Below are 15,325 nucleotides of genomic sequence, written 5' to 3' on the forward strand. Positions count from 1 at the left end.
ACCCGGACCTTAAAACTCAAGCTGAGGGAATCAGAGTCAATGAGGGTGGCCCTCACGGACGGCGGGGGCCGAACGTAGAAGAGCCGTCCCGCTGCCAGCGGGACGGCTCTTGGCGTTTGCGGGTCAGTGCTTCGGGGCGGGGCCCGCCTGGTCGCTCAGCATGCGCAGGGCGTTGACCAGGCCACCGGTCAGATCGCCTTCCTTGAAGGAAGCCACCATGCTCGCCACGGCCAGGTTCGCGCCGCGGTCGGGCAGGCGCGAGTGGGCACGCTCGCCGGTGATGATCTCGATCGCGCGCTGGGCGGGGGAAACGCCGAGCAGCACCGCGTTCGAGGGGTCGTCGGTGGCGGCGTGCAGCTTTTCCGCGCCGGCGCGGGTGTCTTCGCCCAGGTCGCCGAGATAGATGCTGAAGCCGAGGCCGGTTTCGCGCGTCGCGAAGGTCAGGGCCTCGTCAAGACGGGCGAGCTGCTGCACCGTGAACGGGCTCGTGGGGGCCGCGGGCTCGTACATCTTCGCCGCGGACAGCCTGCCGCTGTTGGTGATGACCTCGCCGAAGGCCAGGTCCTTTTCCGCGACCGCGGTCCGGGTCACTTCACCACTTGCCACGAGCGCCTCCTGCGGCCGTCGAAGCGCCCGCGGGCGCCGCATTCACGTCAACCGCCGGGCCGTGGCCGACTCCTACGCCGTCCGGGTTGGCGGTCCACCACATCGCGGGGTACTCCCACGGCTGCCCCGGCCGGTACCGCGGCGTCCCCGAGAACTTCTTCCGCAAGGTCGCGGCGCCGACCACGAAGTAAATGGCCCCGGGGATGACCGCGTAGACCAGGATCGTCTCGACAACGTTCACGCCGGTGAGCGTATCGGATGCCTCCGGCAGCCACCGCGCGACACCGGCGACCGGGGGCGACCGTTCGTCGTCGCTGAGGCGCCGTCCGCCGCTTGGCCCGCGACCACTGGAACGTTGGGGCGAAGGGCTGCGGGCCGAAAGATGGCAACTCGCCGTACAGGCGGCCGTACCGGGCGATACCTGCTTGTCCGAACCTTGAAATCCTCGTAGCTTTTTCACCTGTACGGGCCTTGCGCCCGCCTCCCCAGCCCCAGCCCGTCACGCACCGGTCCCAGGAGGACACCTCATGCAGAGCGTCCAGCCCCCCGCTCAGGCGATCACCGAGACCATTTCGTCACCCAGCGAGACCGGATTCGTGCCCGGAACGCGGGTCACCTCCGGCACCAGGGTTACGCGGGGCACTCAAGTCACCCGCGGAACCCGGGTCACCGCGGGCACTCGCGTGACAATGGGTACCCGGGTCACCATGGGAACTCGAGTCACCAGGGGAACCCGCGTTACCCGCGGGACCCGCGTCACGGCCGGAACTCGCGTCACGATGGGCACCCGCGTCACGATGGGCACCCGCGTCACGCGCGGAACCCGCGTCACCCGGGGCACGCGCGTCACGGCAGGCACCCGCGTCACGGCAGGCACCCGCGTCACCTGCGGCACCCGGGTCACGATGGGCACCCGCGTCACCTGCCAGGCCGAGTACAGCCTCGCCGCCTGAGCACAGCCAGCACTGGAACAGAGACGTCGAGCACGACCCATCGGCTCGCCCCGGCCGCCGCACAGGCAGCCGGGGCGCCGGCGTCTCCGGAGCCGGGCGGCTAGGCCGCCGAGCCGAGATACGGCCGCCACAGCGGGTCGGCCTCTGTGGAATGCGCCAGCAGCCGCCAGTGCGGGCCGTGCGGGGCGCGGGGGACCACGCGCAGCCGCCAGCCGATCTCCGACAGGAGCCGGTCGGCCTTGCGGTGGTTGCATTTCGCGCAGCAGGCGACGCAGTTGGTCCAGCTGTGCGGTCCTCCCTTGCTGCGCGGGACGACGTGATCGATAGTCTCCGCGCGCCCGCCGCAGTAGGCGCAGCGGTGCCGGTCGCGGTGCATCAGCCCGGCCCGGGTGAGCGGCACCTGCGCCCGGTAGGGCACCCGCACGTACGTGCTGAGCCGGATCACCGAGGGAACGGGCAGCGACACCGTCGCGGCGTGCAGTTCGACGCCGCCCGGATCGCCGTGGACGACCTCCGCCTTGCCGCACATGACGAGCACCACCGCGCGCCGCATGGGCACCGCGGTCAGCGGCTCGAAAGTGGCGTTGAGCAGGAGGACCCTGCGACGGCCCCATGCCGGGGCTCCCGGATCGCGGGCTCTACGCTGTCCGGGCGGACGGGAAGCTCCCCCTGGACGGGTCCCCGGCCCGGACGGGACGGAGCCGCCGGATGCGGACCCTCCCGGGCAGGCACGCAGGATCGCCTCCGGCGGCAGCTCGGCCATGGCTTGGCCGGTGCCGCCGAGGGGGACGGGTTGTCGGTCTGGCACTCGACCACCTCCACCGGTGCAGGCATAGTCGACCACACATCAGGGCCCCCGCGCACGCGTGTTCTGTGACGTGTCACATACCCGCGACCCGGCGGCCACCCCGCGGCCGCCTGCCCGCTGCCGGGACCAGAACCGAAAAAGCCCAGCTACCACCCTCAATCGAGCGGCCGCGCCGCGAAGGAAGGACCAATCAGCCAGTGAATGCCGTGCTCAGCGCTCCGCCCAGCTGCATCTCCGAAACCGGGTCGTGGTGCGCCCAGATCTATTCGGTCACGCACAACGAGTGGCTCGCCGCGTCGGCGGGCTGGCTCGTCACGAAGCCGCTCAAGATCATCATGATCCTCGTCATCGCCTTCGTGGTGCGCTATCTCACCAAGCGGTTGATCGAGCGGGTCACGACGCTTCCGGCCTCGGGCAGCGACGGCAAGATCCCGTCGCTGCTGAGACCGCTGCGCGAGCGCGCGCCGGAGATGCTCGGGTCCGCCGTGGTGGAGCGCCGCAGGCAGCGCGCCAAGACGATCGGCTCGGTGCTGAAATCGATGGCGACGTTCCTGATCTACGGCCTCGCGTTCATCCTCGTGCTGGGCGAACTGGGCATCGACCTGGCCCCGATCATCGCCTCGGCCGGGATCGTCGGCGTCGCGCTCGGGTTCGGCGCGCAGAATCTGGTCAAGGACTTCCTTTCCGGGATGTTCATGATGATCGAGGACCAGTACGGCGTCGGCGACGTCGTGGACGTCGGCGAGGCCACCGGGACCGTGGAGGCGGTCGGCCTGCGCATCACCACGCTGCGCGACCTCAAGGGCACCGTCTGGTACGTCCGCAACGGCGAGGTGCTGCGCGTCGGCAACTCCAGCCAGGGCTTCGCCTACGCCGTGGTGGACGTCCCGCTGAGCTACTCCGCGGACGTCGACAAGGCCACCGAGGTGCTCAGCGGCGCCGCCACGAAGGCGGTCGAAGCCGACGCGCTCTCGGCGAACGTGCTGGAGCCGCCGGAGATGCTCGGCGTCGAACAGGTCACGCCGGAGGGCATCATGGTGCGCCTGACGGTCAAGGTGCGACCGGGCAAGCAGTGGGCAGTGCAGCGGAAGCTGCGCGGGCAGCTGCTCGGCGCGCTGGAGGAGGCCGGTTTCGAACCGCCGCTCGGCAGGCTGCTGTCGTCGATGCAAGACAAACAGTCCGGCGCGCCGCGGAGCTGAGGCAGGGCAAGATGGAGGTGTGTCGACTGTGAGCGAGCCGGAACCGGCGAACCTGTACGAGGCGGTGGGCGGCGAGCCGACCTTCCGCCGGATCATCAAGCGGTTCTACGAGGAAGTGGCCCGCGACGAGGTGCTGCGCCCGCTCTACCCGGAGGAGGACCTCGGCCCGGCGGAGGAACGGTTCCGGCTGTTCCTCATCCAGTACTGGGGCGGTCCGCACACCTACTCCGACCAGCGCGGCCACCCGCGGCTGCGGATGCGGCACGCGCCGTTCAAGATCGGCCCGATCGAGCGCGACGCCTGGCTGCGCTGCATCCGGATCGCGATCGACGAGGAGAACCTGCCCGAGCCCTACCTCAGCCAGCTGTGGGCGTACCTGGAAATGGCCGCGCACAGCATGATGAACAGCTTCGTCTGATGAGACGCGGGGTCGCGGGACGGCGGCCGGAGCGCCCGCCGCGGCCGTCGTGGTGGTCGGACGCGGTGTTCTACGAGATCTACGTGCGGTCGTTCGCCGATTCGGGCGAGGACGGCATCGGAGATCTGGAGGGCGTCCGCAGCAAGCTCGGCTACCTGGAGCTGCTGGGCGTCGACGCGCTGTGGCTGACGCCGTTCTACCCCTCGCCGATGGCCGACCACGGCTACGACGTCGCCGACCCGCGCGGCGTCGACCCGATGTTCGGCACCCTCGGCGACTTCGACGTGCTGCTCACCGAGGCGCACCGGCGCGGCATCCGGGTCACCGTGGACGTCGTGCCGAACCACACGAGCAACCAGCACGCGTGGTTCAAGTCCGCGCTGGCCGCCGGGCCGGGCAGCCCGGAACGCGAGCGCTACCACTTCCGCGACGGCCGCGGTCCCGGCGGGGCGGAGCCGCCCAACAACTGGGTCAGCGTGTTCGGCGGCCCGGCGTGGACGCGGGTGCCGGACGGGCAGTGGTACCTGCACCTGTTCGCGCCGCAGCAGCCGGACCTGAACTGGGCCAATCCGGACGTCCGCGCCGACCTCGAACGCACCCTGCGGTTCTGGCTCGACCGGGGCGTGGACGGGTTCCGGATCGACGTCGCGCACGGGATGGCCAAACCCGCCGGGCTGCCCGGCATGGACCCGGGCACGCCCGCGCACGGCGGCGGCGCGCCCGGCGACCCGCGCTTCGACGACGACGGCGTGCACGAGGTGCACCAGCTGATCCGCAAGGTGCTCGACGAGTACCCGGACGCGATGGCCGTCGGCGAGATCTGGGTGCAGGACGAGGAGCGGCTGGCCCGCTACCTGCGGCCGGACGAGCTTCATCTGGCGTTCAACTTCCGCCTGGTGCTCACCCATTTCGACGCGGACGCCCTGCGCACGTCGATCGAACGCTCGCTGGCGGTGCCGCGTTCGGCGGGCGCACCGGCGACCTGGACGCTGTCCAACCACGACGTCTGGCGCGCGGCGAGCCGCTACGGCGGCGGCGCGGCCGGGGTCCGCCGGGCGCGTGCGATGGCGCTGGTGGAACTCGCCCTGCCCGGCGCGGTCTATCTGTACCAGGGCGAGGAGCTGGGCCTGCCGAACGCCGATCTGCCGCTTGAGGCGATGACCGACCCGCGCGCCCGCTCGCAGGGCCCGGAGTTCAGCCGCGACGGCGAACGCGTGCCGCTGCCCTGGGAGGGCACGCTCCCGCCGTACGGGTTTTCGCGCACCGCGCAGACCTGGCTGCCGATGCCCGCGGACTGGGCGGCGCTCACCGTGGAGCGGCAGCTGGAGGAACCGGAATCGACGCTGTCGCTGTACCGGCGCGCGGTGGAGCTGCGGAAACATCATCCGGCGTTCCGCGGCGGCGACGAGCTGCAGTGGTTCGGCGCGCCCGCGGGCTGCTTCGCGTTCCGCCGCGGCCGGGACGGCCTGATCTGCGCGCTGAACACCTCGGCCAGCTCGATCGCCCTGCCGCCGGGAGAGGTGCTGCTCACCAGCAGCCCGCTGGTGGACGGCAGGCTCGCTCCGGATTCGGCCGCCTGGCTCGGGTGAAGCTCAGCCCGGCTCGGGCGGGCCGGACCGCAGGCGGCGACGCCCGCGGCCCGGCCCGGCCAGGTCAGACGCGGGCACCCGCCTCCAGGCCGAGCATGGCGAGCAATCCCCGCAGGTCGTCGACGTCGTGCGCGTGTCCGGCAACGGTGCGGGCAGCGTGCTCCTGCTGGACGCGCAGGTCCTGTTCGGCGGACACCCGGGCACGGGCGAATTCACTGGTTTCGGCGGACAGCGGACGTCGTTCCGAGCGCATGTCGCTCCTCGTCGAGGTGGAAGGGGCCACCGGCGGCACCGCATGCGGCGGACCCGCCGGGGACGACGCCGGCTCGAACGCCGGCGCACGATGAGACTTCTCGACCCTGTTGACGCTACTCCCCGCCCCCGACCTGCCCGCGAGCCCGTCCCACCCGCGCGCGGCACCGCGTCCACAGTGGACACGCCGGGCGACAGCCCTGGTGAGACCGGCCTGGGCGTGCTTTACTGACGACGGTCGTGTTTTGTGTTCGTGCGGTGGGTACGTCCCGCAGCCACGCTCGCAAGATGTAGCGGGCGTGGTGTTTCTCTTTCCGGAAGGCACACCGTCGGTTGCCAGGCCCGGATGCCGAGGTGGCATCTGTTGTGAGTCCGATGGAGATCGTTTTTATGACGCAAGGCACCGTTAAGTGGTTCAACGCCGAAAAGGGCTTCGGGTTCATCAGCCCGGACGACGGCAGCGCCGACGTCTTCGTGCACTACTCCGAGATCCAGGGCAACGGGTTCCGCAGCCTTGAGGAGAACGCGCGCGTCGAGTTCGAGGTCGGCCAGGGCCAGAAGGGCCCGCAGGCCACCGGCGTTCGCGCCATCTGAGTTTCCCCGGTGTTTCCCCTGGTGCGATTGGCTTTTCGCACCAGGGGACCCACGCCGAAGCGGACTTTTCCGCCCACGGCAGCCGAAACAGCTCGGCATCCCGGTGCGCGCCGGTGAGTTTTCCCGGCCGCGCAAACTCTTCCGCGTCCCGGGAACCCGGACGCGAGATCACCCGTTGACCAGGGCAGGTCGCGACTGGCCTCGAAGCCCTCCCCTGCCCGGTCAGTTCGCAACGCACGGCACGTCCCCGAGGCGGCTCCCCTTCCGCCCGGCCGCGCCGCGCCGGCCTCGGCCCCGCAGAGCGCGGCGGCCGGACCAGCTCGAGGAGGAGCGTTACCCATCGACACCCAGAGCACCCTCCAGCGTCCCCCGAAATCGCCGCAGCCCATGCTCGCCGGCCGCAAGACCGGCACCGAGGCCTTCCTGGTGAAGCTCTTCGCCGTCGTCCCCCTCCTCGCGGTCGCCGCCGCGGTGCCGCTGGCCTGGGGCTGGGGGCTGAGCTGGCTGGACGTCGGCCTCGCCGCCGCGTTCTACTGCGTCAGCGGCCTCGGCATCACCGTCGGCTTCCACCGGTACTTCACCCACGGGGCGTTCCGCGCCCGCCGCGGGCTGCGGATCGCGCTCGCCGTCGCGGGCAGCATGGCCATGCAGGGACCGGTGATCGACTGGGTCGCCGACCACCGCCGCCACCACGCGTACTCCGACCGCGACGGCGACCCGCATTCGCCGTGGCGCTTCGGCACGTCGCCCGCCGCGCTCGCGAAGGGCTTCTGGCACGCGCACATGGGCTGGCTGTTCGGCCGCGACCGGACCAACCCGCGCCGCTTCGCCCCCGATCTGCTCGACGACGCCGACCTGAAGCGGATCGACCGGCTCTTCCCGGTGCTGACCCTCGCGACGCTGCTGGGGCCCGCGCTGCTGGGCGGGCTGATCACGATGACCTGGTGGGGCGCGCTGACCGCGTTCTTCTGGGCCGGGCTGGTCCGGGTCGCCGTGCTGCACCACGTGACCTGGTCGGTCAACTCGCTGTGCCACCTGATCGGCGAGCGCCCGTTCGAGGCGCGCGACCGTTCGGCGAACTTCTGGCCGCTGGCGATCGCGTCGTTCGGCGAGTCCTGGCACAACTCGCACCACGCCGACCCGACGGGAGCCCGGCACGGCGTCGGCCGCGGCCAGCTCGACATCTCCGCGCGGCTGATCTGGATGTTCGAGAAGTTCCGCTGGGCCTCGCACGTGCGCTGGCCCCGGCCCGAACGCCTCGCCCGCAAGCTCAAGGCCGCCTGAGCACCTCCGCCGAGGTGAGATTCGCGGTCGGTGAGGGGAACCCCGCGGGAATCTGATTCCCGCGGGGTTCCCCTCACCGACATCAAGACAGCGGCAGCGCCACTCAGGCCCCGCGGACCCGGTTCTCGAGCCGGGTCCGCAGGTCGCCGTGACCGGACACCGCCAGCACCGGCCCCGGATTCCCGGCCGTCCCGGCCGAACTCACGACCTCCGCGACGAACCGCCGCACCCGTTCCGGCGCGGGCGTCACGTCGCCGCCCAGCTGGGCCACCGGCTGCGGGGATTCGGCGGGCGTGGTCTCCACCGCCACCGACCAGCCTTGCCGCATCGTCCACAACAGCATCAGATCCCGGCCGGGGTAACGCGGGGACCGGCCGCTCAGCGCGACGTACGCGGTGATCGTGTCGGTGACCTCGCACGACGTGCACTCCACCGACACTCCGACCGCGGCGGCGACCTCGCGCACATACGCGGCCAGCGCTTGCCGCAGCAGCTGCGGGTCGTCGGCGGTGGGCAGGGACATCGGGCGTTCGGGACCGGACAGGAGCATGGGTCTCCTCTTCCGCCGCCGCTTCCGCTTCGCGCGGAAAGCGAACCGGGGTTGTCGAATCGCGCGAAGGCAGGCGGTCGCGATGATCGGGGTCGCACCGGATCGGGCATCCGGCAGCTGGACCGGACACCGACTCTACCCGCTGGGACAAGCCCGCAGCCGGGATCGACCCGTCTGGCCGTCGCCGAAATCGCTCGATCGGCCGCGTCCGCCGGCCAAAGCCGCGCTCGACGTGGCGATCCGCCCGGCGCACAGTCCGATGAGGACGGACGCCGCATTCACCCCGATTGGCCGCCGAAATCTCCGCCGTCGGCCGACTCCGCGATCGACGTCGCGACCCATGCGGCGAACAACCCCGCCTGGACGTAGGGCGCGGCCTCGCCCACCGCGCGCACCACCGACCGGGCGCGCCCCGGTGCGGGTTCGGCTTCCGGCGCGGGATCAGCGGCCGCGGGCCGGTCAGTGCGCCACGGCGTCTCCTCGGGCCGGACCTCGGCGAGGAAGTCCGCGGTCGGGTCGCCGTCCGGTTCGGTCATGCCGTTCACGATGACACCACCGGACGGCGCCCGCCAGCAGAATCGTCAGAACAACAGCGGCAGCAACGCTTGGCGCCGCTTCAGCACCGCACCGTAACGGGCGTCGAGGCGCAGCCACGAATCAGTGGCGGTCACCCGGATGACGTCGCCGTCGATCGACGAGTCGAACAAGCCCATCCCGGACAGCGCGAACAGGCACCGCATCTGGACCTTGACCTCGAGGTCTCCCCCGGTGACGGTCAGCACCGCCTGGTCCATCAGCGAGGCGGGCGGCGTGCCGTGCGGCCCGGCGTTGTCGCGGGCGAGCGCGACGCCGCGGTCAGCGAGATCCGACACCACGCCGACCGGCAGCTCGTCGATCTTCTGCCACCGGCCGGACACCGGCAGCTCGGCGTGCCACAGCAGATCGCGCGCCGGACCCGGGTCCATCACCTCGCCGCCCGCGACAGCGAGCGCCGCGAGCAGTTCGTTGCCGGACACCGTGACGTCCGCCGGGGTCACCGTCCCCGCCACCGCGCGGGTCGCGAGAACCTCGAACGGCGTGGCCGTCCACGCCTCGACGACGTCCTCGCCCCGGCGGCGCAGCCGGACGGCGGTCGTGCCGTCCAGCCGCACCGCGCGGGCCACGAACGCACTGAGCGTCTCCCGGTCGCCCGGATCGGGAATCCGCAGCTCAGGCATCGGCCAGCACCCGCTTGAGGAATTCGGATTCCTCGTCGCTGAGCCGGCGCGGCCGGAGGTTGGCCGTGTCGTAGGGGGCCAGCACGGTTTCCGCGGTCACCGCGACCGGATCGGTCGCGTCCGGGCCGGTCCGCACGACGTACCCGAGCGTCACCGTCGAGGCCTTCAGCTCGGTGAGCGTGATCTCCACGCGCACCGAACGGCCGGGCGCCGCGACGATCGGCGCGCGGTAATGCACGCCCAGCTTCACGACCACGACGCCCTTCGGCAGCTCGGTGAGCCCCGCGCGTTCGGCAGCGCCGAACAGCACGGGCACCCGGGCCTCTTCGAGCAGCGTCACCACGTTCGCGTGGTTGACGTGCCCGTACACGTCCATGTCCGACCATCGCGGCTGGACGTGGGAAACGAATGTCACCGCACCGTGCTCCGGATCTGGCGCGCGGCCACGGACAGCGTCGCGAGGTCGAGCCGCCCGGAACGGGTGATCTCGTCCAGCGCCACGCGCGCCCGCGAAAGCCGCGACGCGTTGGCCTTCTCCCATTGCTCGATCTGCTCGTCGACGGACAAGTCCTGGTCGCTGTGCCGCAGTGCGTCGAGCGCGATCGCGCGCAGCGAACCGTACACGTCGTCGCGCAGCGAGAGCCGGGCGAGGGCGTGCCAGCGGTTGCCGCGTTCCAGCGCGCTGATCTCGGTGAGCATCTTGTCGATGTCCAGGTGGTCCGACAGCGCGAAGTACAGCTCGGCGGTGTCCGCCGGGGTGTGCGTCGCGTCGAGCCCGACCTGCTGTTCGGCCAGCTCCGCCACCTCGACCACGTCGAGCAGGCCGTAGCTGTGCAGCAGCAGTGCCACCCGGCGGGCGAGATCGGCGGGCACGCCCTCCTCGACCAGCGCGGCCGCGTCCTGTTCCACCGACTCCAGTTCGCGCCCGCGCAGCAGCTCGCCCAGCTTCGGGCCGAGTTCCGCGAGCACCGGACCGAACCGGTTGATCTCGGCCAGCGGCGCGAGCGGCTGCGGGCGGTTGGTCAGGAACCAGCGCGCGGCCCGGTCGAGCAGCCGCCGGGTCTCCAGCACCATCCCGTCCGCGACCTCGGTCGGCACCACGTTGTCCAGCGCGTCGATCTCGGTCCACAGCTTCGGCAGGTCGTAGACGTGCGTGACCACCGCGTACGCGCGCACCGCGTCGGTGGCGGTCGCGTTCATCTCCTCCATCAGGCGGTAGACGAACGAGATGCCGCCGCCGTCGACCAGCTCGTTGGTGATGAGCGTGGTGATGATCTGACGGCGCAGCGGGTGCTGCGCGATCGCCGCGGCGAACGGTTCCCGCAGCGGGGCCGGGAAGTACTCCGGCAGCCTGCGGGTGAACACCTCGGACTCGGGCAGGTCGGAGGCGAGCAGCTCGTCCTTGAGGTCGAGCTTCACATGCGCGAGCAGCGTCGCCAGCTCCGGCGAGGTCAGGCCCTCGTCCGCCTTCTCCAGCGCGCGGAACTGCGACGGGCTCGGCAGCGCCTCCAGCTTGCGGTCGAACGCGCCCTTCGCGACCAGCGCGGACACCTGCCGCGCGTGCACCGACACCATCGGCCCGGCGTGCGCCCGGCTGACGCCGAGCACCGCGTTCTGCCGGTAGTTGTCCGCGAGCACGAGCGCGCCGACCTCGTCGGTCATCTCGCCGAGCAGTTCGTTGCGCCGCGCGTGCTCCAGTTCGCCGCCCGCCACCAGGTGATCCAGCAGGATCTTGATGTTGACCTCGTGGTCGGAGCAGTCGACGCCGGCCGAGTTGTCGAGCGCGTCGGTGTTGATCTTGCCGCCGGTACGGGCGAATTCGATGCGGCCGAGCTGGGTCAGGCCCAGGTTGCCGCCCTCGCCGACGACCTTCACGCGCAACTGGTTGCCGTTGACGCGGATCGCGTCGTTGGCCTTGTCGCCCGCCGCGGCCTGGCTTTCGCTCTCGGCCTTGACGTAGGTGCCGATGCCGCCGTTCCACAGCAGCTCGACCGGGGCCAGCAGGATCGCCTGGATCAGGTCCATCGGCGCGAGTTTCGTGACGCTCTCGTCCAGGCCGAGCGCCGCGCGGACCTGCGGGGTGATCGGGATGGTCTTGGCCGACCGCGAGTAGATCCCGCCGCCCTCGCTGATCAGCGAACGGTCGTAGTCGTCCCACGAGCTGCGCGGCAGGTCGAACAGCCGCCGCCGTTCCGCGTACGACGCCGCGGCGTCCGGGTTCGGGTCGAGGAAGACGTGCATGTGGTTGAACGCCGCGACCAGCCGGATGTGCTCGGACAGCAGCATCCCGTTGCCGAAGACGTCGCCCATCATGTCGCCGATGCCGACGACCGTGAAGTCTTCGGTCTGAGTATCCTTGCCCAGCTCGCGGAAGTGCCGCTTCACGCTCTCCCACGCGCCCTTGGCGGTGATGCCCATGGCCTTGTGGTCGTAGCCGACCGAACCGCCGGAAGCGAACGCGTCGCCGAGCCAGAAGCCGTACTGCGCCGAGACCTCGTTGGCGATGTCGGAGAACTTCGCGGTGCCCTTGTCCGCCGCGACGACCAGGTAGCTGTCGTCGGCGTCGTGGCGCACGACGTCCGGCGCGGGCACGGTTTCGCCCTCGACCCGGTTGTCGGTGAGGTCCAGCAGGCCGGAGATGAACATCCGGTAGCAGGAGATGCCTTCGGTGAGCTGGGCGTCGCGGTCGACCCCGGCGTCGCCGGTCGGGGCCGGCGGGCGCTTCACCACGAAGCCGCCCTTCGCGCCCACCGGCACGATCACCGCGTTCTTCACCGCCTGCGCCTTGACCAGGCCCAGGATCTCGGTGCGGAAGTCCTCCCGCCGGTCCGACCAGCGCAGGCCGCCGCGGGCGACCTCGCCGAACCGCAGGTGCACGCCCTCGACGCGCGGCGAGTACACGAAGATCTCGTACTTCGGGCGCGGCTCGGGCAGCTCCGGCACGCCGCTCGGGTCGAGCTTGAGCGCCAGGTACGGCCGAGGGTTCCCTTCGGCGTCGCGCACGTGGTAATTCGTGCGCAGGGTCGCGTTGATGACCGCGAGCAGCCTGCGCAGGATCCGGTCCTCGTCGAGGCTGGTGACCTCGTCGACCATCGCGGAGATCTCCGCGGTCAGCGATTCCGCGTGCGTCTTCCGGTCCACATCGGACAGTTGCGGATCGCAGCGGGTTTCGAACAGCCGCACCAGTTTCGTCGCGACCTCGGTGTGCTTGACGACCGAGTTCTGGATGTAGGCCTGGGAAAACGGGCTGCGCGCCTGCTGCAGGTACCGGGAGTAGGCCCGCAGCACCGCGGCCTGGCGCCAGGTGAGCCCGGCGCGCAGGACGAGACCGTTGAGGTCGTCGACCTCCGCCTCGCCCTGCCACGCCGCGTGGAACGCGTCCTGGAACCGCTCGCGCACCTCGAACGCCGCGGCTTCGTCGGCTTCTTCGAGGCCCTTCTTGTCGACGCGCAGGCCGAAGTCGTAGATCCAGCTGGCCCCGCCGTCCTCGCGGAACAGCTCGTAGGGCCGCTCGTCCACCACCTCGACGCCCATCGCCTGCAGCACCGGCAGCACCTTGGACAGGGTGACGCCCTCGCCGCGCAGGTAGAGCTTGAACCGCCGCTCGCCGGGTTCGGCGTCGGCGGGCAGGTAGAACGACAGCGCCAGGTCGCCCTCGTCCGCGAGGGTGTCGAGCTTGGCCAGGTCGGCCAGCGCCTCCTCGGCGGTGAAATCTTCCTTGTACGCCTCGGGGAACACCGCGCCGAAGCGCTGCCCCCGGTCGACCGCGGACTCCTCGCCCATCATCCCGGTCGGGCTGCCGTCGCCGACTCGCTCGCGGCGTTCGGCGATGATCGCCTCGACCAGCCGGTCGTCCCAGCTGCGCACGACGGTGTTCAGGCGTTCCTGGATCCGCAGCGTGTCCGGTTCGACCGCGTTCGACGGGTCGGTGTGCACCATGAAGTGCACCTGCGCGAGCAGCGTTTCGCCGACGCGCGCGCTGTACTCCAGCTGTGTGCCTTCGAGTTCCTCCAGCAGCACTTCCTGCATCGCCAGCCGCGAACGCGTGGTGTAACGGTCGCGCGGGAGGTAGACCAGGCAGGAGTAGAAGCGGCCGTACGGGTCGCGGCGCAGGAACAGCCGCAGCCGGCGGCGGTCGGACAGGGTGATCGCGCCGGTGGTGGTGTAGAAGAGCGAATCGGTGTCCGCGGAGAACAGGTCCGCGCGCGGCCAGTTCTGCAGGACCTCCAGCATCCGCTGGCCGGAGAACGACTCCATCGGGAACCCGGCGCGGTGGATCACCTCGCGCACGCGCTGGCCGACCACCGGGATGTCGAGCACGTTCTCGTGCAGCGCGGTGGTGGTGAACATGCCGAGGAACCGGTGTTCGCCGGTCACCCTGCCGTGCTCGTCGAACGTCTTCACGCCGACGTAATACGGATAGACCGGACGGTGCACCGTGCTCGGCGCGCTGGCCTGGGTGAGCACCAGCAGCGACGGCGCGAGCGCGTCGACCGAACTGTCCGGCCCCGCGGTGAGGCTGCGCGCGGCGAGGCTGTCCTGGCGAAGCACGCCGAGCCCGGACGCGAGAACCGCGCGCAGGGCGGGCTCGTCGCTGTCGGCTTGCGGACTGTCGACCAGTTCGTACTTGCGGTAGCCGAGGAAGGTGAAGTGCCCGTCGGCGAGCCAGCGCAGCAGGCGCGCGCCCTCGGCGACCTCCGCGTCGCTGGGCAGCTTCGGCGGGTGCCGCTCCAGCGATTCCGCGAGCGAGCAGGCCGTCTGCGCCATCTTCTCGGCGTCCTCGACGACCTCGCGCACGTCGCCGAGCACCGACGTCAGCCGGTTGTCCAGCTCGCGCGCCCGCTGCGGGTCGGTGACGAGGTCGATTTCCACCAGCATCCACGATTCCGCGGACGCGCCGGCCGGCGGATCGGCCGGGTCGGCGTCCAGGTGCAGGCCCTCCAGCTCGCCGGTCAGGCCGCGGCTCACCACGACGATCGGGTGCACGATGCGCTGCACCTGCACGCCGTCGCGGGCGAACTCCGCGGTGACGCTGTCCACGAGGTAGGGCATGTCGTCGGTGACGACCTGCACGACGGTCGCGTCGCGCGTCCAGCCGTCCTCGGCGGTGGTCGGGTTCAGCAGCCGGACCGCCGGGCGCCCGGGCATGCGCTGCTTCGCCAGCTGCAGGTGCGACCGCACCGCGCCGACGAGCGCGACCGGGTCGTCGCCGACGATCTCGTCGGCCGGGATGTGCCGGTAGTACAAGCGGATCAGATCCGCGATCTCCGGTGCCTGCGCCGCGGCGGTGTCGATCAGCTCGTCCCGGATCTGCTCCGGGCTGGCCGTCGTGCGGCGGGCGGCGCCGGCTTCGGTGCCGACATCGGGCGGGGACGAAACTCCCGTCGAGCTCATTGAGCAACTCTCCAGTATGCGAGACCGAGATGCGTCCGTCACCACAACGTGCCGGACTTCCCTCACCCTAATCCGCTCTCGACGGCCCCTGTGCGCGGCGGGGAAAGACTTAAGGTTCGGTTCAGGGGTCCCTGCCGACGGGCTCGGGCGGGATCGGTTCAGCTACCGGCGGGTTCGGCGCGGGCGGTTTCCGGCAAAAGGCTTGGCACGAGGCCGGAGCGCCGGTTCCGCGGGCACGTCGGCCGCTTCGGGATCGGTTCAGTGCCCGTATCGCCCGCGGCGAGAACGGAAAAGGTTGCGTCCCTCCCCTGCGAGAATTCCCACCCGGACGGGCTAATTCTTCCGTCGCGGCGGAGGGAGCCGGGGCTTGCGGATGGGGCGACCGCGGATCGGCGGGGCCGGGCGGCTTGTGCCGCCTGATCTCGGCGCGTCCAGCCAGTGACTGGGAAAACCGCTTGGCG

Annotated in this window: 15 protein-coding genes; 6 read left to right on the top strand and 9 right to left on the bottom strand. The window is 71.1% G+C overall.

Annotation, left to right across the window (positions count from 1 at the left end; translation table 11 throughout):
• Positions 1–123: 123 nt before the first annotated feature.
• Both A4R44_RS42065 and A4R44_RS42070 read right to left on the bottom strand, forming a co-directional pair.
• Positions 124–606 carry a DUF5130 family protein gene (locus A4R44_RS42065; RefSeq protein ID WP_067594383.1) on the bottom strand — a complete coding sequence of 161 codons (483 nt, stop codon included), beginning with the start codon at positions 604–606 and terminating at the stop codon, positions 124–126.
• On the bottom strand, positions 593–847 hold the full coding sequence (locus tag A4R44_RS42070; RefSeq protein WP_067594386.1) for a hypothetical protein: 255 nt from the start codon (positions 845–847) through the stop codon (positions 593–595). Before A4R44_RS42070 ends, A4R44_RS42065 begins: the two co-directional genes overlap by 14 nt.
• 286 nt (positions 848–1,133) lie before the next feature.
• Here A4R44_RS42070 and A4R44_RS52890 point away from each other — a divergent pair, with 286 nt between their 5' ends.
• Positions 1,134–1,559: a hypothetical protein gene (locus A4R44_RS52890; protein WP_067594388.1), complete on the top strand. Its 426-nt coding sequence runs from the start codon at positions 1,134–1,136 to the stop codon at positions 1,557–1,559.
• Between the two features lie 100 nt (positions 1,560–1,659).
• Here A4R44_RS52890 and A4R44_RS52895 read toward each other — a convergent pair whose 3' ends face one another.
• Entirely contained in the window at positions 1,660–2,112 is a 453-nt protein-coding gene (locus A4R44_RS52895; RefSeq protein ID WP_051171840.1) for an HNH endonuclease, read from the bottom strand.
• Between the two features lie 452 nt (positions 2,113–2,564).
• On the opposite strand from A4R44_RS52895, the gene A4R44_RS42085 reads away from it, so the two are divergent.
• The 3 genes from A4R44_RS42085 to A4R44_RS42095 are packed head-to-tail and all read left to right on the top strand — an operon-like array spanning position 2,565 to position 5,573.
• Entirely contained in the window at positions 2,565–3,566 is a 1,002-nt protein-coding gene (locus tag A4R44_RS42085) for a mechanosensitive ion channel family protein (protein WP_067594391.1), read from the top strand.
• A gap of 28 nt (positions 3,567–3,594) precedes the next feature.
• Positions 3,595–3,984 carry a globin gene (locus A4R44_RS42090; RefSeq protein WP_369806064.1) on the top strand — a complete coding sequence of 130 codons (390 nt, stop codon included), beginning with the start codon at positions 3,595–3,597 and terminating at the stop codon, positions 3,982–3,984.
• A complete protein-coding gene (locus A4R44_RS42095; protein WP_067594394.1) occupies positions 3,984–5,573 on the top strand; it encodes a glycoside hydrolase family 13 protein in 1,590 nt (529 codons plus the stop codon). Before A4R44_RS42090 ends, A4R44_RS42095 begins: the two co-directional genes overlap by 1 nt.
• Positions 5,574–5,637: 64 nt before the next feature.
• Here the strand turns inward: A4R44_RS42095 and A4R44_RS42100 are convergent, their stop codons facing one another.
• On the bottom strand, positions 5,638–5,826 hold the full coding sequence (locus tag A4R44_RS42100; protein WP_009081303.1) for a hypothetical protein: 189 nt from the start codon (positions 5,824–5,826) through the stop codon (positions 5,638–5,640).
• A 389-nt stretch (positions 5,827–6,215) separates the two neighbouring features.
• Between A4R44_RS42100 and A4R44_RS42105 the strand changes: the two genes are divergently transcribed.
• Positions 6,216–6,419, top strand: a complete 204-nt coding sequence (locus A4R44_RS42105) for a cold-shock protein (RefSeq protein ID WP_037814060.1) — start codon at positions 6,216–6,218, stop codon at positions 6,417–6,419.
• 387 nt (positions 6,420–6,806) lie between these two features.
• Positions 6,807–7,703, top strand: coding sequence for an acyl-CoA desaturase (locus tag A4R44_RS42110; protein ID WP_067594398.1), 897 nt, complete (start codon positions 6,807–6,809; stop codon positions 7,701–7,703).
• A 103-nt stretch (positions 7,704–7,806) separates the two neighbouring features.
• Here A4R44_RS42110 and A4R44_RS42115 read toward each other — a convergent pair whose 3' ends face one another.
• The 5 genes from A4R44_RS42115 to A4R44_RS42135 form a co-directional block, all read right to left on the bottom strand.
• Positions 7,807–8,253, bottom strand: coding sequence for a DUF6292 family protein (locus A4R44_RS42115; RefSeq protein WP_232792028.1), 447 nt, complete (start codon positions 8,251–8,253; stop codon positions 7,807–7,809).
• 278 nt (positions 8,254–8,531) lie between these two features.
• Positions 8,532–8,789 (bottom strand): hypothetical protein, encoded by a 258-nt coding sequence (locus tag A4R44_RS42120; RefSeq protein WP_067594525.1) that lies wholly within the window; start codon positions 8,787–8,789, stop codon positions 8,532–8,534.
• 45 nt (positions 8,790–8,834) lie between these two features.
• Positions 8,835–9,470, bottom strand: coding sequence for a hypothetical protein (locus A4R44_RS42125; RefSeq protein WP_067594401.1), 636 nt, complete (start codon positions 9,468–9,470; stop codon positions 8,835–8,837).
• A complete protein-coding gene (locus A4R44_RS42130; protein WP_067594404.1) occupies positions 9,463–9,885 on the bottom strand; it encodes a thioesterase family protein in 423 nt (140 codons plus the stop codon). Before A4R44_RS42130 ends, A4R44_RS42125 begins: the two co-directional genes overlap by 8 nt.
• Positions 9,882–14,864 (bottom strand): NAD-glutamate dehydrogenase, encoded by a 4,983-nt coding sequence (locus tag A4R44_RS42135; RefSeq protein ID WP_067594407.1) that lies wholly within the window; start codon positions 14,862–14,864, stop codon positions 9,882–9,884. The genes A4R44_RS42130 and A4R44_RS42135 overlap by 4 nt, the downstream gene beginning before the upstream one ends.
• Between the last annotated feature and the right edge of the window lie 461 nt (positions 14,865–15,325).

The organism is Amycolatopsis sp. M39 (assembly GCF_001651785.1).
GTDB classification, from domain to species: domain Bacteria; phylum Actinomycetota; class Actinomycetes; order Mycobacteriales; family Pseudonocardiaceae; genus Amycolatopsis; species Amycolatopsis rubida.